The organism is Bradyrhizobium zhanjiangense, from assembly GCF_004114935.1.
Lineage (GTDB): Bacteria > Pseudomonadota > Alphaproteobacteria > Rhizobiales > Xanthobacteraceae > Bradyrhizobium > Bradyrhizobium zhanjiangense.
Genome location: NZ_CP022221.1, coordinates 2683089 through 2701959 on the forward strand (window position 1 = coordinate 2683089; position 18871 = coordinate 2701959).

11 protein-coding genes and 2 pseudogenes are annotated in these 18871 nt (G+C 56.3%); 10 read left to right on the forward strand and 3 right to left on the reverse strand.

The window, feature by feature from the left end:
- The first annotated feature begins 734 nt into the window (after window positions 1–734).
- The 8 genes and pseudogenes from XH85_RS12635 to XH85_RS12665 all read left to right on the forward strand — a co-directional run bounded on the left by XH85_RS12635 (window position 735) and on the right by XH85_RS12665 (window position 10542).
- Window positions 735–3197: a CaiB/BaiF CoA transferase family protein gene (locus tag XH85_RS12635; protein ID WP_128932073.1), complete on the forward strand. Its 2463-nt coding sequence runs from the start codon at window positions 735–737 to the stop codon at window positions 3195–3197.
- Window positions 3198–3671: 474 nt separating this feature from the next.
- Window positions 3672–4892, forward strand: coding sequence for an aminotransferase class I/II-fold pyridoxal phosphate-dependent enzyme (locus XH85_RS12640; RefSeq protein WP_245474044.1), 1221 nt, complete (start codon window positions 3672–3674; stop codon window positions 4890–4892).
- Between the two features lie 245 nt (window positions 4893–5137).
- Window positions 5138–5332, forward strand: a complete 195-nt coding sequence (locus XH85_RS12645; protein WP_128932075.1) for a hypothetical protein — start codon at window positions 5138–5140, stop codon at window positions 5330–5332.
- A gap of 52 nt (window positions 5333–5384) precedes the next feature.
- Entirely contained in the window at window positions 5385–5723 is a 339-nt protein-coding gene (locus XH85_RS47935; protein WP_420837878.1) for an IS5 family transposase, read from the forward strand.
- Between the two features lie 49 nt (window positions 5724–5772).
- Window positions 5773–6143 (forward strand): annotated as a pseudogene (locus tag XH85_RS47940) (transposase).
- 425 nt (window positions 6144–6568) lie between these two features.
- The gene (ectB, locus tag XH85_RS12655) at window positions 6569–7846 is read left to right on the forward strand and encodes a diaminobutyrate--2-oxoglutarate transaminase (RefSeq protein ID WP_420837879.1); all 1278 of its coding nucleotides are present in this window, start codon (window positions 6569–6571) and stop codon (window positions 7844–7846) included.
- 589 nt (window positions 7847–8435) lie between these two features.
- Window positions 8436–9626 (forward strand): annotated as a pseudogene (locus tag XH85_RS12660) (IS3 family transposase).
- 217 nt (window positions 9627–9843) lie between these two features.
- Window positions 9844–10542, forward strand: coding sequence for a hypothetical protein (locus tag XH85_RS12665; protein ID WP_128932076.1), 699 nt, complete (start codon window positions 9844–9846; stop codon window positions 10540–10542).
- Window positions 10543–11466: 924 nt separating this feature from the next.
- On the opposite strand, the gene XH85_RS12670 is transcribed toward XH85_RS12665, so the two are convergent.
- The 3 genes from XH85_RS12670 to XH85_RS12680 all read right to left on the reverse strand — a co-directional run bounded on the left by XH85_RS12670 (window position 11467) and on the right by XH85_RS12680 (window position 14629).
- Window positions 11467–12261, reverse strand: a complete 795-nt coding sequence (locus XH85_RS12670; RefSeq protein ID WP_128932077.1) for an SDR family NAD(P)-dependent oxidoreductase — start codon at window positions 12259–12261, stop codon at window positions 11467–11469.
- A gap of 413 nt (window positions 12262–12674) precedes the next feature.
- Window positions 12675–13208: a carboxymuconolactone decarboxylase family protein gene (locus XH85_RS12675; protein WP_128932078.1), complete on the reverse strand. Its 534-nt coding sequence runs from the start codon at window positions 13206–13208 to the stop codon at window positions 12675–12677.
- 752 nt (window positions 13209–13960) lie between these two features.
- Window positions 13961–14629: an O-methyltransferase gene (locus XH85_RS12680; protein ID WP_128932079.1), complete on the reverse strand. Its 669-nt coding sequence runs from the start codon at window positions 14627–14629 to the stop codon at window positions 13961–13963.
- Between the two features lie 1446 nt (window positions 14630–16075).
- Between XH85_RS12680 and XH85_RS12685 the strand changes: the two genes are divergently transcribed.
- Window positions 16076–16996 (forward strand): beta-keto acid cleavage family enzyme, encoded by a 921-nt coding sequence (locus tag XH85_RS12685; RefSeq protein ID WP_128932080.1) that lies wholly within the window; start codon window positions 16076–16078, stop codon window positions 16994–16996.
- Window positions 16997–17506: 510 nt separating this feature from the next.
- Window positions 17507–18292 carry an SDR family NAD(P)-dependent oxidoreductase gene (locus XH85_RS12690; protein ID WP_128932081.1) on the forward strand — a complete coding sequence of 262 codons (786 nt, stop codon included), beginning with the start codon at window positions 17507–17509 and terminating at the stop codon, window positions 18290–18292.
- Window positions 18293–18871 lie beyond the last annotated feature (579 nt).

The window sequence follows — 18871 nt, forward strand, 5'->3', positions numbered from 1 at the left end:
TCGGATCGAGAGCACGTGATCATTAGTACCCATCCTAGGAGTAGGGTGCGCTATAATCCACCATGCTGCATATAGATGAACCATCGTCCTGTCAGAAAGAGAGTCGCACTCAGACGCGCTTGGTTGAATCGATACTTATTCTAAGCTCCTCGAGTTCGTTCTCCAAGTTTTTCCACTTTTCTGTGTAGATCGCCCTGGGTTTCCGATCTCACATCTGCTTTTACGATTTGCTCGGCAATACGGGTTCTGTTGTTGAATACGCAGCCCACGAAGTAGTCGGCCTGCGCTTGGTCGGCAAGCAGCTCGAGGATCTTGGCAACTCTAGTCTTTGGGCCGTATGTGCCCTGGGAGAGCCTGCCGGGACGTTCGGCCACTGAGTGCGCGCCGGAGCCCAAAAGTTATGCGTGAAATCGAAATCGAGTTGGATGACAACTTGGAGCCGCGTGGCCATCCGTGTCCGGCAAGTACGGCTTCCAGATGCAGGCTGTCGATGGCGACCAATTGCTGTAGAACTACCAATCTCGATAGTTGAATTTGGCGTTACAGAATGCTTCATTGCGAAGCGGGCCTGCGGTCGCGCGGAAGTGGTGTAAGCCCTCTCCGATGGATTGAGCCTCAATCTTATGACCGCTGCTCGTCGTGGGCACAGGAGCCCTGCTCCCGGTTTTCGTGATCCCAGCTCATCACTTGTAATCGATGCCCCGTGTCACGCATCGCGATTTGGATCATAGTTCATGAGCATCAAAACGAAGCCACCGGAAGCGCTGTGCCAATTGAAAGTGGTCGAGATCGGGAGCTCGGCTGCAACTAACTACTGCGCGAGATTGTTTGCCGATTTCGGCGCGGACGTGCAGAAGGTTGAGCCTCCGCAAGGCGATCCACTGCGACGGAGCATGCCGCTAACGCCCAACGGGCAAAGCGCGTGGTTCGCATTTCTGAGCTTCAACAAGTCGAGTATCGTGATCGACCCAACCGATTCACAGGCCAGCACGCGACTAACTACACTGATTGGAGGTTGCGATATTCTGATCGATGGTCGCGATGTTGATGCCGCAGATTGCCCGTCTATTGATTTGGCCGAGGTCCGCCGGCTTCGTCCCGGATTAATTTGCCTCCAAGCGAGCTGGTTCGGCCAAAAGGGCCCCTATGCCGGCTTGGCCGCCACCGATTCAACCGTCCGGGCGCTCGCCGGCCTTATCAAGTTGGTTGGATCAGTCGATGGCCCCCCGATCTACGCACCGGATTTCCAAACGGGCATCCTAGCGGGCCTGTGGGGCTTCATCGCGGCAGTTTCGTCGCTGGTTGCTCAAACGCACAGTGGAGGAGGGCGGACGTGGTCGCTCAATATTTTTGAATCGAGCCTCGCTCTCAGTGAGTATCTAGTGTCTGAGGCGTTTGCGCGCGGCGATGTGATGAGACGGATTGGCGTCAATCGGTTTTGGCCAGCTTCTCCAGTTGGAATTTACGAAACCAGAAAGGGCTGGCTCGGCGTCACGATCGTAACACCGGCACAGTGGCGCGCATTCTGCGATATGCTCGGCCTATCCGAACTGCGTAGCGAGTCGGACTGGATTTTTGGCGAAGATCGTCTGAAGCACCTGGAGAAGTTCGAACAAGCGTTCGTGCCCAGGTTGAAAGCGCGAACCGCACAGGAATGGTTTCAAGAGGGGCAAAAGCGACGACTTCCAGCTGTGCTGGTGCCCGAAATATCCGATCTGCTCCGGGACAGCGAGAAGAACGCGCGCGGGGCGATTGTGCCTATTCTGCTAGGTGAAGAAAAGAGCCTGACGGTCGGATCGGCTCAGCGGCTGACATTGACGCCGCCGCGTAGGCGCGGAAAGGTTCCGGCAGTAGGTGAGCGGCAGAGCAACGAGAACGTACGAAGAGATCTTCACGCCGGTAATTCGGCGACGCCCCTACAGATGGAGGCCGCCCGGCAGCCATTGCACGGAATTCGGGTCATCGACTTTTCAATGGGCTGGGCAGGCCCGTTGTGTACGCGCACGCTGGCGGATCTCGGAGCAGACGTAATCAAGATTGAGGCTATCCAGTATCCGGACTGGTGGCGCGGCGTCGACCGAAGCCCTTCTTATATCAATGCGCAGATGTACGAAAAAGCCGTAAGATTTTGTATCATGAACCGCAACAAGCGCGGCATCACACTTGACCTCACGCGCCCCCGAGGCCTCGATCTAGCAAAACAGCTTTTGACGAGCGCTGATGCTGTCGTGGACAATTACTCGGTCGACGTGCTGCCGAAGCTCGGGCTTGGCTACGACGTTGTCAGCACACTTAACCCTCGACTCGTCATGTTATCAATGTCGGCCTTTGGCTCAAACAGCGTCAATCGTGATTGCCGGGCCTATGGCTCGACTCTAGAGCAGGGCTCGGGGTTACCAAGTGTGGTTGGAAATCCCAATGACATGCCGGTGATGAGCCACGTTGCGTTTGGGGACCCCGTAGGTGGGTTAAATGGCTGTGCTGCAGTACTGGTAGGCCTGATACACGCCCGCAACACTGGACAGGGACAGTTCATCGATCTCGCCCAGATCGAATGCATGATGCCGTTTGCGGCGCCATGGATTACGGTTCATTCGACCGGCGGTACGCCGCCAACGCGATATGGCAATCGACATCCCCAGTTCGTGCCGCACGGCTGCTTCCGATGTGCGGGTGAAGACAATTGGATTATGGTGGCCGCGACGAACGCCGAAATGTGGCAGAGGCTTGCCCAAGTCATCGGCCGGCCAGATTGGGCCGCGGATCCGTCGCTTAAGTTTGTTGAAGCTCGCCGCAGAATCGAAGAAGCGATTGAGAGGGGCATCGAAGCATGGACGCTCACTCGGCACGCGGAGCAGGCCATGTCCGAGTTACAAGGCGTGGGGGTGGCGGCCGGCGTAGCCCGCCTCCCAATCGACCTCCTCAATGATCGCCACCTCCGGTCTCGCTCATTTTTCCAGGACGTCGAGCGCGCTTTCATAGGGCGGCATCCGCAGCCATCAATGCCCATTCGCGAGAGTTCCGCGCCCTATCCAATCCGCGCAGCGGCGCCAACTCTGGGACAACACAATATAGAGGTCCTATCTGATCTTTTGGGCCTCTCCGATGCTCAAATCGCTGAATTGGTGGCGGAGGACATAATTGGGGCAGCGGTGCGTGCCGAACGAGGTCCCGCAACAACAGAGAAGGTTTCTTAGAACTGAAGCTCTGTCGATTCGCCAGCGTCGCGCTAGCTCATTAACTGAAATGATGCGAAGCCCGATGACGTTCGGGGTTTCCTATACGAAAACGACTGCTCAGCTTCGTCAGGCTCTCGCCGACGATCAAGACATTTGTGCTCGTTCCACTTCGCGACAACTCCGTAGCGCCCGGCGACCGTTCTGAGGCTCTATTAACTGTTTGTATTGCTGGGCGGAGTGCTCCCAGAACTTTGTCCTACAAGGCATCCTTCGAATCGTAAGGCTGAAATCAAAACACTTTGCCCTGCTGGACTTGGTAGCTGCGCGAGGACGAGCAAGAATCTAGCTGAATGGGACTGGAGCTCGAACTAACGGCAAGCAGGATGTTGCCAAACCTTCGGCGTGCGCTGACCCTAAAATGCCCACCTGACATACGAGCGAGATAAATGAGACGTACGCAGGTATGTTGAACACCTTTCATGGAGAATGAAAATGCGACAGCAGATCGCTCAAAATAACCGCTACTGGTTGGACGAGAGCCATCTCCATGCAGCTCAGATGGCTCGTCTCGTACCCGTCCAGGGACACGCCAGTAGCGGACGTACTATTGCTTGCCTCAATGGCCGGCTTTACGGCCATGCGCGGCTGATTGATTTCGCCCGATGCTCCTATCTGGGCCTGCACGATCATCCGGTGATCGTGGCCGGCGCGATCGAGGCGATCGAGGCGCATCGATCGTTGCACCTGTCCTACGTCCCGACCCGCCTGAACGAACTAGAGGAGAGTCTTTCTGACATTTTTGGCTCACGCGTAATCGCGCTGTCCAGTGGCATGCTGGCCAATTTGGGCGCGATGCCTATTCTGGCCTCAGGGCAATTCACTGGCGGCAGGAGGCCTGTCGTCGCCTTCGACCAGTCTGTACACATCTCGCTTGCTCATCACAAGCCGGTAGTGGCTAATGAAACCGCCTTAGAAACGATAGCGCATAACGACATCAACGCTCTCGAGCGCTTGTGCCGTGATCATTCGGTGGTCGCCTACGTGTGCGACGGCGTCTATTTCAGGGGCGGCTATGCTCCGATAAAGGAGCTGCGCCAGCTCCAGGAACGTTATGGGCTCTTTCTATATATCGACGACGCTCAGGGCATATCGCTCTTCGGACGCCAAGGTGAAGGATTCGCTCGTTCTCAGTTTTCCAAAGTCCTAGGTGACCGAACTGTCATAGCAGCCTCACTCGCCAAGGGGTTTGGTGCCTCAGGCGGAGTTCTGATGGTTGGACTCGCAGATCACGAGGCGCTGATCCGAAAGTCCTCCATTTCGTATTCATTTTCGGCGGCGCCAAGCGCGGCTGCGATAGGTGCGGCGCTCGCGTCATGCAAAATTCACCGATCGCCTGAGCTGGGCCAGCGCCAACGGCGGTTGACGCAACTCACTCAGCTCTTTGACCGTGGTGTCGCCACCGCTGAACGAGGCAATTCACTTCCGATCCGGACCATCGTCATCGGGTCTGAAGTCAACGCGACGGCCATTGCAAGACGGCTGCTGGATTGCGGCTTCTATACCTTAGTGGACGTGCAGACCGTCGCGCAAGGGAGGGCGGCAATTCGAGTGTGCATTACAGCGGAACATGAGTTCTGCGATATAGAACGGCTATGTGACTGCATTCTGGAAATAACAGCCGAAGTAACGGGAAAGCCCTACCCTCTGAGGTGATATGAGCCTCGGCTGCAAGAAGAGAGCTCAACGGTCCGCACATTGGCATGCAGCCAATCCATGCTCGAGTCACGCGCATATGCTCGCTAAACTACCCTAATGCCATTGTGAAGAGCTTTCGCTCCAGCGGGTCGATAGTCGTTCTGCCAGTCGGTCGTGTTTGGTGTGACGCGATTCTTTGACCATCGCCGCTCGGATTGCTTTGACCCAAGTTGTCGATACCCCGCGTAGCGATCGCCCGCACCATGTTCAGCGAGATCACGCACCTGCAAGCCGCGGTTGACCCCATCGATAAGGCAATTGAACAGAAGAGCGTTCGGGCCGCGGCGGAAAGCCTCGCCGATACTCACCTGATGGTGCTCGTGGCTGCAATCGGCTCCTGTGTCATCTGCGCCCGCGAAGCGGGCTTTCTGGTCGGCAGGCTTAGGGTCTGTACCTAATTAGCGAACTCTGATTCCCTCGCAGCTGGTTGATTCCACGCGGGGAACTTCGATGCGCAAAGGACTGTTCTGGCTCAACGACAAGCAATGGGCTCTGATAGAGCCGCATCTGCCAACGAACCAGACCGGACCGGTGCGCGACGACGATCGACGCGTCATCAGCGGTCTCATTCACATGCTTCAGTGCGGCGCACGCTGGCGCGATTGCCCGCCCGACTATGGTCCGTACACGACGATCTACAATCGTTTCAATCGCTGGGCCAAGCGCGGACATTGGCGGGCGATCTTTGAAGCGCTCGCCTGCTGCGGCGAAGACGGCGTGACTTTGTCCATCGACTCCACCACGATCAAAGCGCATCGCTCGGCGAGCGGCGGAAAAGGGGGAGCATGAACAAGCGATCGGCCGCTCGCGCGGCGGGCGGACCACGAAAATTCACGCGCTGAGCGACCCTGACTGCAGACCTTGCGCATTTCATCTCACTCCAGGCCAGGACGCTGATATTGCCGCAGCGCCAACCCTTTTGGAACTCGCGCCACCCATGTCTGCCCTCATTGGCGACAAAGGGTACGACGGCGACGGCTTTCGAGCCGAAATCGTCGATCGTGGTGCCAAGCCCGTCATCCAAACAAATCCAACAGGGTCACTCTCCACAGCTTCAGCAAACGCGCCTACAAGGGGCGCAACGTCATCGAGCGCTGTTTCTGCCGCCTCAAGGATTTCAGGCGTGTCGCAACTCGCTACGACAAACTAGCCAGGAACTTCTTGGCTGCCGTCCATCTCGCCGCCATCGTTGCCTATTGGATCAATTGAGTCCGAGCCCTAGCATGCAGCCAAGTTGGCGCGAAGCGCCTGACGATAGGGCTGTCGTCGCAGGTTCTTTGCAATTTGAGATCTGCTCGCCGTGATCAGCCCGCGGCGAGGTATTCTAGCTGCGCTCCAGATGGGCGACGCTGTCTGCTGAACGATGCGTAGGCAATCGATGCTTCTGGGTGCCTGTGAGCAGCGAACTTGTCTATCGGGCCTGCGTGCGGCTTTCCTCCAATAAACTGAGTGAAGCTGCTTCATATGACCTCGATCGACTACGAACCTTGGTAGGGTTCGTTCTCCGCCAGGCTGATATAAGTAAGGTGAGGCCGTTCTGGCAGATGCGTTGAGAAGGGCCGAACGGGTTGTTGTCGCTATTTCTGTAGCGGCTTGTTGCTTTCTGAGGGCATCATATTCCGGAGTAGACGACCATGCATGAAATGATCGGCGAAACACGGGAGCTTCAGGCAGTCGAAACGCTGGAATCGAACGTCCGCTCGTACTCGCGCATATTTCCCGCTACATTCAATCGAGCGCGCGGCTCCATTATGTTGACGGACAGGGGCCGAAAAATCATTGATTTCTTTGCCGGAGCTGGCGCGTTGAACTACGGCCACAATAATCATGCGATTAAAGCAGCGATTATTGAGTATCTGGGTTCAGATGCTGTCGTTCACGCGCTTGATATGAGCACGACGGCAAAACTCGAATTCTTGAAGACCTTTAGCTCTATAGTACTTCAGGAGCGAAATCTTCGATATCGTGCTCAATTCACTGGGCCAACCGGTGCTAACGCCATCGAGGCGGCTTTAAAGCTCGCCCGGAAAGTCACGCGACGCAAGAACATTATTTCATTTACCCGTGGCTATCACGGCATGAGTTTAGGAGCGATGGCCGCGACCGCTAATCATTTTTATCGTGCGGCCAGCGGCGTTTCTCTGTCTGGCTCGACTTTCGTGCCCTTTGATGGCTATCTCGGGCCAGATTTCGATACGGCTGATTATCTACGGAACGTTCTGCTGGATAAAAGTAGTGGTGTCGATTCTCCGGCCGCCATTCTCGTTGAGACCGTGCAAGGAGAGGGAGGAATAAATGTGGGCAGCAAGGAATGGCTGCGATCAATTCAGGCTATTGCCAGAGGTGCAGGTGCACTTTTGGTCGTGGACGATATACAGATGGGCTGTGGCCGTACGGGCGAGTTCTTTAGCTTCGAGTTCGCAGAACTATCGCCAGACATCATCGTGATGTCTAAATCGCTGAGTGGCTATGGCCTTCCATTGTCAATGGTGCTGATCAAAGAAGGGCTGGACGTATGGGAACCGGGAGAACACACGGGTACGTTTCGAGCTAACAATCTTGCTCTCGTATCGGCAACCGCCGCTATAAACACTTATTGGCGGAGCCAGACGTTTTCGGACGGCGTTAAGCGTATGGGAAATTTAATGCGCAGCCGACTTGATGCGATCGCGTCGGAGTATGGAGGAGGGTTTTCCGTTCGAGGGCGGGGCATGGTGTGGGGATTTGACTGTCACAGCGCCGAAATTGCCCAGGCGACGGCGCGTAAGGCGTTTAACGAGGGATTGATGATCGAACGATGCGGGCCGGATGATCAGGTCGTAAAATTCATGCCCGCACTTACCATCGATCAAGAGCTGCTAGATGAAGGACTTGATATATTTGAGAGGTCGTTGGCCGCTTCACTCAAATAGCTTCACCGTTGTAAGGTCGAGTACGGCTTTTAGGATGATCCGCGGAGCTCTTTGGTTTGGGGATCACTTGGCTGCCTACTCAGTGTATCGACAAAGCGGCTGGGGGACGTAGGCGCTAGGTGAGCCGCACTCGCCCCTTTGCTGAGAGTTCGACTAATGACGGTTTGCTGATAACGCACCGAAAGTGTCAGGCTATCGAAGCAGTAGCGAGATGTAGCGTGGTCCCTTCTGCCGTTGCGACCTAGTGGCTTCCTGGAGCGATTCTAAGGCGAGCTGCTCTCAGCCAGAAATCCGTTCTAAGAGTGTCTCGATTGTCTCTCAATGCGAGATGGTTGGCTAAGAGTGTAGCCGTCGTACAGAGCTTGCCCAGAGCCGTCACATCGACCACGAGATTCCAACCGTTGCCCAGTTGCGAACTTTGCGCACCATACGTCAAATAAAGGTCGCGCGATCGACGCGGCCTCCCTTGGGAGTAGCCAATCACATGAGCAGATCTGCCTGTCTTTCGTCAGTGATTGTTGGACGCTGACCTTGCCCCACGGGCTTAATCCAGTTTGAAGTTCGCTCTGGCCCACATAAGGACCAGAGCATGAAGCGCAGTCGCTTTACGGAAGAGCAGATCATCGGGATTTTGAAGGAGCACGAAGCTGGCGTTTCGGTCGCCGATCTGTGCCGCAAGCATGGCGTCAGTGACGCCAGCATCTACAAATGGAAGGCAAAATTCGGCGGGATGGAGGTGTCGGAGGCCAAGCGGCTGAAGACCCTGGAGGACGAGAACACACGACTGAAGCGGCTCTTGGCCGACGCCATGCTGGACAATGCGGCCTTGAAAGATCTCCTGGGAAAGAAATGGTGATGCCCGCTGCCAAGCGGAAAGCTGTCGCCCATCTCGTGGACGTCTACGGAATGAGCGAACGGCGGGCGTGTAAAGCCATCGGCTGCTGCCGCATGACGATGAGATACAAGGCGACCCGCGCAGATGATGCCGGCCTTCGCCAGCGCATGAGGGCGATCGCCCAGGAACGTCGCCGTTTCGGTTACCGCCGCCTGCACGTGCTGCTCAAGCGGGAGGGTTATCTGGTCAACCATAAGAAGCTCTTCCGGCTCTACCGGGAAGAGAGGCTCGCGGTACGCCGCCGTGGTGGCCGCAAGCGGGCAATTGGGACCAGGGCACCGATGATGGCGCCGATGGCCCCCAACGATCGTTGGTCGCTCGACTTCGTGTCGGATCAGCTCACCGACGGCCGTCGCTTCCGCATTCTGACCGTGGTCGACGATTGCACCCGCGAGTGTCTGGCGCTGGTGGCCGATACCTCGCTCTCGGGCGCCCGGGTGTCGCGGGAACTGGACCGCCTGATCACCGAGCGCGGTCAAGACCAAGACGGTGGTTAGCGACAACGGCACCGAACTCACCAGCAACGCCATTCTGACGTGGGCCGATCAGAGCCGCGTCGCTTGGCACTACATCGCGCCAGGCAAGCCCATGCAGAACGCCTTCATCGAGAGCTTCAACGGCCGGCTGCGGGATGAATTGTTGAACGAGACGTTGTTCACCTCGCTGGCCCAGGCCCGCGTCGCGCTCGGATGCTGGCGCGCGGATTACAACGACACACGACCACACTCACAGCTCGGATGGAGGATGCCGTCCGAGTTCGCCATCACCTGCAACCCGCGACGGGATCTGGCGCTGCGCTATGCTGAGGGCTCCGCGCCAGCTCCCGTCGCTACCACCGCCCAAATGGGCAAATCCAACGACCGGGGCGAACTCAGGAATGGATAAAACTTGGGGGCAAGGTCAACGCGCTTGAACTGCGCAACATCTTCGTATCGTCCGATCACTGGGACGTTTCCAAGTGCTTATACTCGCGGTCTTGACGAGGCCTCTCCATCTGTCGCCACGGTGCTCCCGCCAGATCAGGCAGTCGACGATAGATGATTAACTGTCTTATCAATATGTTTGTGCAAAGCCGAGGGGATAAGAAGCAAGGAATAACGGAATGGAAACCGTAGTTGATCCGTTGAGCATCTCACGTTTTTTGCAAAAATACGACGCCGCCGCCGCTCAAAACGGAGTGAAGATTTCGATAGGCTTCGATTTTGATGAGTATATCTCGATCACGCAGGCTACTCCAACAAAGGGACGGACATATCCGAATTTTCGACCGGACCGTTCGCCAATCAAATTGGGCGAGGGATTTTGGATTGTTGGCGTCGATAGAAATAGCAACGTCGCTCTTTTAGAGGCCGCCCGACTGTACGATCTTTCGCGCAGCAACTTGGCCGAACATCTCCAGTCTTTGAAGGCGTTTTTCGCGGACCCGGCTGTGCATGCACATCCCCAGGATCGTTGTCGCTGCACAGCGCCGAGTGCGAAGAAGATAACGGGTAAAGTAGCTTATCTTGGAGACCGTTGGATTCGCAAGGACTTCAGAGGGATGGGGATGTCGAAGGTCATGGCGGGACTAGCGCGCGGAGTGTCCTTCGCGATGTGGGCTCCGGACTTCCTATGTGCACTAGTCGCGCGCCAGCTATTGGAAAAAGGGGTGGTTTACGGATATTCTCATCACGAACCCGGCGGATCGATATTACAGTTGATAGGAGAGGACATCGTGGACGATGATTGCCTCGTTTGGCAAACAGGCGAGGAGTTGAAGAGCCTCGTTGATCGTGCAAGCGAGCTGACTTTGACGCCCTGATTGTGCCTGCATGATCGACTGGTAGGAGTCAATTCGATCTGTCGCCGAGTATTGGTCGGGCAGCGGACATACTCATCGCCGTTGTAGGGACTCGCGTTTTGGGCGATGAAGAGCGCGGCGTTGTTTCACATGCGAAACGGCCGCTGAGGTCAGTGAAGCGGTGCAGCGAGAGCGAACGTGGACAACCCAGAACTGGATTTTGGGCCTCCGTCACGTTGCCGGTCTGGTTGCGCCGCTGCCAACGCTAGCGAGAAGCAGGAGAAGGTATGAACGATCGTCAGCGCCCGAAGCTCGGACCCGTTGTCAGACGATGGTTCACAAGGCCATTGATCAGGTCTCTCGTTCACCCGCGCGGCTGGTCTTCGATCCTCGCGCACTCGGCTTCGGCGCGGCTTCTGGTCGGCTTGTTGGGCAATGCAGGCCAACTCGCAAAATACGACGCCTCTTGTTCCGACCGTGCGGAGAATTCTCGCGGCTTAACAGCAAGTGGATACGGCGATAACCGTATCGAACCCGAACATGGCAGATCTGCTTCATCCGGCTTTCGAGGGCAGCCTGGGAACTTGTCATCATTGGCCGAGTGATCGAAATCGGGAGGTGCGAGGCCTTGCGGGTCGACATCTGCCACTCGCCACAGATTCGTCGATCTACAGCGCCTCCAGTCAGGCTTCTACCATCCGGCGGATCACGCCCTGCAGCCTCTCCTTGCTGAGATAAATCGTCGAACAGCTTCTACTTCCTGCCGTTCTCCTGTTGGAGCTACTTGAACTCGTCCTAGGTCAGCGCGACTGATCCGCGCTGTACGGCAGATATTCGCGACCGGGCCCCGGCTGCTAGCTCCCTCTTAGGATGGACATCTTCTCGGCGGACCGTATCAGGGCCTCTACGGCCTCTCCCTCATCACAGGGACGAGCTCGGCTATCCTTACCTGCATGCGGTGAGACCACCATCGACGTATAGTATTTGCCCCGTCACAAAACGCGACAGCTCCGATGCGAAGAAATGTACCGCGCCGGCGACATCGGCTGGCGTTGCCAGACGACAGAGAGGAATATTCGCGGTAGCTTGCCTAAACGTCGATGCATCTTCGAGCGCCCTATCGTTTTTTTGCGTCCGAACCCTACCAGGTGCTACGCCGTTGACAGTGATCCCGTGCGGTGCCAGCTCCGTCGCATGCTGCTTTAGAAGAACAGCCAGTCCGCCTTTTGCCGCGCAAAAGGAACTGTAGCCCCGATCCCGGAATCCAAGTGATGATCCAACCGAGAGGAGATGGATTTGGCTGCCGCCCCTACCAGCAGCAATTTGATGCTTGGCCACCACTTGAGAGAGGAACATCCCGGCTCGCAACGTTCTTGAGTAGACCTCATCAAAGGCCTCCTCCGTCACTTCAAGTAGCCTCTGCTCCTTATTGAAACCGAGGCAATTTGCTAGAATGTCAATCGAACCATGATGATGTACCAGTGAGCTTGAGAGTTCTCTGATTGCTTCAGTGTTGGTTGCGTCGAGCTCAAGGCCCTTCGCAAAATAGCCCCTGTCGCTTAATTGGTGAGCTAGCGCGCGCGCCTGGTCGCCGTTTCGCCCCGCAATAACGCTGGTTGCTCCAGCAGCAGCAAGTGTTTCGGAGATTGTTGTGCCAATCGCTCCGTAACCACCGACAACGAATGCGACCTTGCCGCTAAGGTCCATCGAATGTTGAGTTTTGCCACGTACGTTGTGCATGGTCGTTCGCCTTCACTGAGTTGACTAGATATGATGTGCGATCTCGTTGAGCTATCTCAACCGAAGGATCCATTGCAAGCCATTCCATTTTACGCGATGCCGCAGAATGGGACTGCACCTGAGATCCGGCATCTCGTTTGTCTGATCACCCGAGTCGACCGCACTTTTGCTGAGCTGTTGACCGATTAGGTCGAGCGTTGGGCTCCCCGAATTCACAGCGGAAGACGATCTGTTACCCACTTGGCTAGCACCTCCAGGCGGGATCTGCATGCAGCAAAATCCCTCCCACAATGGCACAAGGGGCGCCGCAGTGCCGATCAGGGCGGCGGGAGCTCCGAATTCCAGCCATCGCGGGTTTGCCGCACAGCCTTCTCTTCGCATAACGTTCAAGCTCGACCAGACTATGTTCGCGATTAGAATCTCACGTCACCGCTTGTCTCGATCGCGATGGCTACTGACTGCATAATAGCAGCAAAACGTACGGCAGTCTGGATCTCCGTTGGACTGAACCATTCCTGTTGCAGAGCTGTTTCGTGCTCGTCCATGAGGGCGCCGCAGCCATTGATAGCCGAGATGGCCAGTGACCACAGCTCGAGATCGCCCCTGTCGACGTTCGAACTATCGATTAGGTCTTGCCGTAGCCGCGCAGGCATCTTCCTGTATTCCGGGTTTGACGCGAGTTGAACAAAGCGATTGTAGATGTTGTTCATCGCGATCAAGAAAGCCGCGGATTTAACGGCAGCGATGGCATCTGGCGTCATTACAGATCTAGCCTCGCATTCCATCGCGGAAATGACCTTGTGATTGCGAGTTGCAATCGCGACGGCTAGCAATAGACTGCACTTGCACTTTGGCGGAAGTGTCTCGTCGGCCAACATAGCCGCTAGGTTAGTCCTAACGTCTCTGGCAAAATCCGGTATCTGATCCTTTAACTCGTTCATCAACATGATGTCTCTCACTCGACTTTCAGAGCGTCTCGCGATCTGCTGTTTACAGCGGCAGGAGCCGCTTTTCGGAAGCAGGTGCTGCGGGAGCGGCAGTTATTCTGGCGCCGTTCACTGCTGTTGTAGTCTTTCGAACATGCTGCCCAATCTTAAGGCCATCGTCCGTTTGATGAGATAGTCAGATGACGGAGCGTTTACTTGCTGGTCTCGCAGAACTGTTCGGGCGCGCGTCGCTAACAAGCACCGCAGCCGCTCATCCGTGGTCCATTCGGTGCCATTTTCACGTCGTCGTTCCTTACCCACCTCTTGAACAGGCTCTGTCTCGTCCTCTCGTTGAGGTCCGGACCGAGAGTTGCGTCTTTGACATCAAATGAAGTCACCTGGATTCGAGAAACAGGAATATCGCTCCGAAATTTCACTGGAAGTACGGTTTCAACTCACCACCAGCAAAACGTATGCCAGCGAGCGCGCCGATGGTGCGGTGCCAACATGTGACTGCAAGGTCCAGTGTTGCCTTCGAGCTATTCGGTTGTAGCCCAGCGAGCAGATTGAGTTCCGGGAAGGTCTTGCTGGTATCTGCAAGAGGGCTTCGGACCTGATAGCGACATTAGTTTCGATCAGGGGAGATGCACCCGGCAGCAACTTCTCGCGTGAGTCTGCGTGAAGACACAGGCGCCGGAAATCGCCGCGAGCATTCGCTCGCAGAGATGGTGACTGTGCCAGCAGGCTCAAGAAATTCCATTCCGCGCCACCCCTTACAATCGCATCCAAGGAGCGGATTTGGGAGCTCGGAGTGCGATCCAATCGGGATCCGACAACGAGTGCTCAACTTCAAAATTGAACAGAGGGATCAAATATTCCCGGATGATAATTGGGACGTGAGGTTCATTAGCCTCGTCCTCGGTCAACTGCTTAGTTTGTCTGAACGTCGCCTGAGCCAGCTCCCTGCTTCCGAAAGAGAACCTAACATCGCCGAAAAGGAATAGTCCGCAAGGCTTCAATAACCGTACTGCTGCGATTGCAGCCGCAAAATCTACATAGAGTGAATGATCACCATCGAGATAAATGATGTCGAACCTCTCGTAATGCCTTGCGAGCCTGACCAGGTTGAACAAGTACGTTCCTAGGTGGTTTCCCCAAAATCTGATGTTGCGATTCACGATGCCCGCGGCGCTCAGTCGGGCTCGCCTTTCAGCGCAGACGTGCTCGAAGTCCAAACCAACATAGTTGATGCCAAGGTCGTCAATAGTATTGAATCTCTCTTGCCTGAACGAGCGCCCTATACCAATCTCGAGAAAGTGGCATCCAGGGTTTTGTCGAAGAATGTGGAGCAGGCGATTCTCAACGAACTTCCGGTACGCTCGGTAGTTGACGGGAAAGGGATGGCTGTCGTTAAATAAAAAGTCGAGACAGTTATCGTTCATCAGTCATCTCCCGGTTGCTGTCCTTTGAGGATGGCCTGCCTGCTCTAGGACATCCAATTCCCGAATCGAGAACGTCGACTAACAGCACAATCGGCGGGGTCAACTTAGTTCATAGCGTGCTGGTGCGCGAGCTGCTGACCCGTGGCATCGTACGCCGGGGTCTTATCGCGGCTGATGCGGTATCTCCGTCTAAGTTTCCAGCCTCCCGCACCAACAATAGGGCACGAGGATGCCAGTCGTTCTTCATGGTCTATATAGGTGCCTAGCCTAAACCAAGTTAATCAATAGTGCGTTCCGGATGGGCCTCTCCCATCAGTGATCGAGCCTTCCAGGAGCTACACGGAAAGCGACGCTATCCACCAAAAAGGATCTCAGAACCGTCTGTCGCATCTGCGTAGGTCAGGTCAGGAATCGAGTTGCTAAGACACGGAGGAAAGCTGTCTCTAAGGGAGCTTTTCGGCCAATAATTGTAACATCATGAGCAGGCACGCGGGTATGGAGGGCGGCCGAGACGAAACAAGCGGTGGTGGATCCATCACAGTGCGGGTCCGAAGGGGGCTGACTCATCAAAGAACGGGTCGACAGAAAGAACTCTGTAGATCGGATATGCAGTGTTGCGACCTACCATCCGGATCTGCCACCCTTCCCAAGCTCATTTCGCTGCGCAATCCGGGGCGGGCAACTCAACGTTCCGCAGCAGCGCCGTGGATGAGATTCCAGAGTATCGACCGATTTCTTGCGATTGCCAGTTGCTCAGCTAAGACCAACAGCAGGATCTGGACCTCGAACCTGCAACAAACGAGATGCCAGCGGCCACACTGTCGCTCTCGTACACGCTTGGGGAGTCTAGAAGACCCACCGGGAGTATCAACCCCGCGTCGCGAGCTAGGCTGCTTTGCTTTTCGAGCATGTCTCGGGCGCCTGGCTTCCGAGGAAAGCTCGTCAGCTAGGGCTATGGTGCGGCTCTTCAAATTAGTTCAGGGTGAGACCGAGCCGAGCGAGAAGCGTAATGCCACCGAGTGGGGGTGTACATACAATTCGCCTCCTACACTGTAGCATTTGAGCCAGCCATCGGGGACGGCAACAGCCTCAAGGCTTTTGAAAATTGGCAGATTGGTGCTCTTCGCCAAATATGCGTCTTACCGTCCTCTCGTCTCGCTGCTCGCTACTCAGAGCGAGAGCCTCAGCCGAAGACGATTCAGCCCGCCCATTGTGCTCCGCGCAGACAACGATGATCCGTGCGAGCGCTATCAAAGTGGCGTACCGGCGTGTGACGGGCGCGCACCGTATTCCGTGAGTGGCATGAGGCTTGCTGGATGATGGGCGGGCCCAAGGTCTCGGAATTCCGATGACTGCTCCTTGAGTCTTGAAGTCACTAAGCTGCGGCTAGGAGTCCAGACGTTTTACCTGGCCGTGACAGGTCAGCCTCTCAAAGGGAGAAGATGCATGAATTCCGAGGTGTTTATCACCTGCGCACTCACGGGCAGCGGGGGAAAACCGGACACCACGAATGTGCCGATAACCCCAGAGCAGATCGCTGACTCTGCGATCGCTGCAGCTCGGGCCGGCGCGGCTGTGGTGCACATCCACGTGCGCGATCCCGAGACGGGGCAGGGTTCGCGTGATCCGCTGCTGTATCGAGAAGTGGTGCGGCGCATTCAAATGTCGAATGTAAATCCGGTGATCAACCTGACTACCGGGATGGGATGCGGTCTCGTGCTGGGTGGGCCCGAGTCTCCGCTGCCGCCGGCGGCCGGAACGGACATGGCGGGTGCGCTTGAGCGTTTGGTGCACGTCGAAGAGTTGCGCCCTGAGATCTGTACCTTGGATTGCGGCACCCTAAATTACGGCACTCGCGACGAGTTGATCGTAGTCAATACGCCCGCGACGGTACGAGAAATGGCCGCACGCCTACAGAAGATTGGAGTACGTCCTGAGCTAGAGGTGTTTGACACCGGCGATCTCGTGCTAGTCGAGGAGTTGATCAAAGAGGGCTTGATTGACGATCCGCCAATGATCCAACTGTGCATGGGAATTCCTTATGGAGCGCCATGCGATCCGGTCACATTGATGGCGATGGTAAACCGCTTGCCGCCGCGCGCTATTTACTCTGCCTTTTCGATTGGACGAATGCAGTTCCCGTACGCCGCGTTAGCTCCGTTCTTCGGCGCAAATGTACGGGTAGGGTTAGAGGACAACCTTTACCTCTCCCGTGGGCGGCTCGCGACCAACGCCGAACTCGTACAGCGCGCAGTCGAAATACTCGAACGTATCGGTGTACGAGTAATGAGCTCGGATCAGGTTCGCGAAAAGCTCGCGCTCACAGGTGGTAGAAGCCGATCTTCAACTCCGGCAGATCAGAAGTGACCGGCCTGCTGCGCATTGTTTCCCGCGAGCGGCAACATGGCGCTCGCGCCTGGGGCAGGGGGCCGCGACGGCGCTCCTTGATGACCAAAAGCTCCGGTTGGCTTCAACAACTCAACACACATCACCCGTTTGGATAACTATGATGGGCCATATGCCGATCGTGCATGTTGCCGTCGGTGGCCTGCCTTGGTCGAGAATCGTAATGGACGAATATCGATCGAAGTTCCATCGGTAGCACAGGAAGAAATGCATCTCAGAACTGAACTGTTGGCGATGCCATCTGCGTGCTCACAAGCTCTTCCTCCGGAGGACGAACGATTCTCATCTTCCCAGGCCCATGCACATCTGGATGGGAATCCATCCGAGAAGAATCCGCTCCAGCCAAACTCAGCAGCGGATGCACACCGGAATGTCTGGTATCGGCGATACAGCTATGTAGGTTTACGGATTTTTGTGGCGCCAAGCGTCTAGACTGTAAGATCCGGATTGAACGCGGAAAAAGGAGGATTGATGTCGAAGAATCCATTGTGCGCGATCATAACGGGTTCTGCGTCAGGACTTGGAGCGGCGACCGCAGCCCTCTGGGCCAGAGGCGGGGCCCGCATCGTGGTGAACTATTCTCAGAGCCAGAAGGAAGCCGATGCCACCGCCGAGGCGTGCCGGAAGGCGGGCGCAGCCGAGGTGTTGGTTGTGCAGGGCGATGTCTCGCGCGATGATGATTGTCGTAAGGTCGTCGCGGCGGCGGCCAGTTGGGGGCGGCTCGACGTGCTCGTCAACAATGCTGCTACGACGAAGCATGTGCCGCATCACGATCTCGCCGGACTCTCGGCGGAAGAGTTTCAACGCATCTATGCCGTCAATACGATCGGTGCATTCCAAATGATCCGTGCGGCGCGCTCGCTGCTCGAAGCGGGCGCTAAGGTTAGCAAGCGCTCGGCCGCAATTGTGAACGTCTCCTCGGTCGCAGCTATCAGCGGTCCGAGCTCATCGATCGCATACTCGGCAAGCAAGGGCGCGCTGAATGCCATGACACGGCCACTAGCAAGGGCGCTAGCACCTTCTATTCGCGTCAACACAATTTGTCCGGACTATATTGACACGCCGTGGTTCACAAAAGCGCGTGGCGAGACGGCTGCCCGGGAAGTGCGCGATGCCGTCGAGGCGAGCTCCCCCCTCAAGCTTGTGTCCACAGCAGAAGATATAGCGCATCTGGTCTGCTTCCTCGCTAGCCCGGAATCCAGCAGCATGACGGGAGAATGCGTGCGTATCGATGCCGGCTTACATCTGATCACCTGAATCTTTTGATGTTCCGTCTATCACGTCAGCCTGTGTTCCACGCGTAGTCATCAGCTCGCGCCAAAGGCGGTTGCGATGAACCGCGCAATGTCGCACGCTCAGGACCAGGTATGCCAGATAGATAGCATGCCATCGGCACTGCCGTCATGACTCGTAATTCATTTGGTTGAAAGCAATTACCGCACAGGCGGCTGCGTCGAGAGCCGCTGTGAATATAGGAGACCTCAGCCTCGTGGGATTTCCCTACGAGAATCAAGATGAGCGGAAAGCCTCTCGGAAGGATCCCCCGCACTCTGGGAGAAGTGATGCAAATCTCTTGGAACGAGAGGCCGCCATTTGTCAGACGATGTAGATAAGCAGGCCATAGGAGGCAGCGTCGCCGAAAGGACTGCGCACATCTCAGGCCCTGCCTATTCGACTTGGTAGCTGCACAGTCCAGGCCGTGCCGACTAATTTGCTTTGGCGAGGACCGCACGACGATCTCGAGCATGTGGTCTTCGAGCGGCTTAAGTCGGTGTTTCTTCGAGGCTGCTGGAACTTGCCTCCGTTCTCTTGAGGACGATCATGCGGATCGAACGT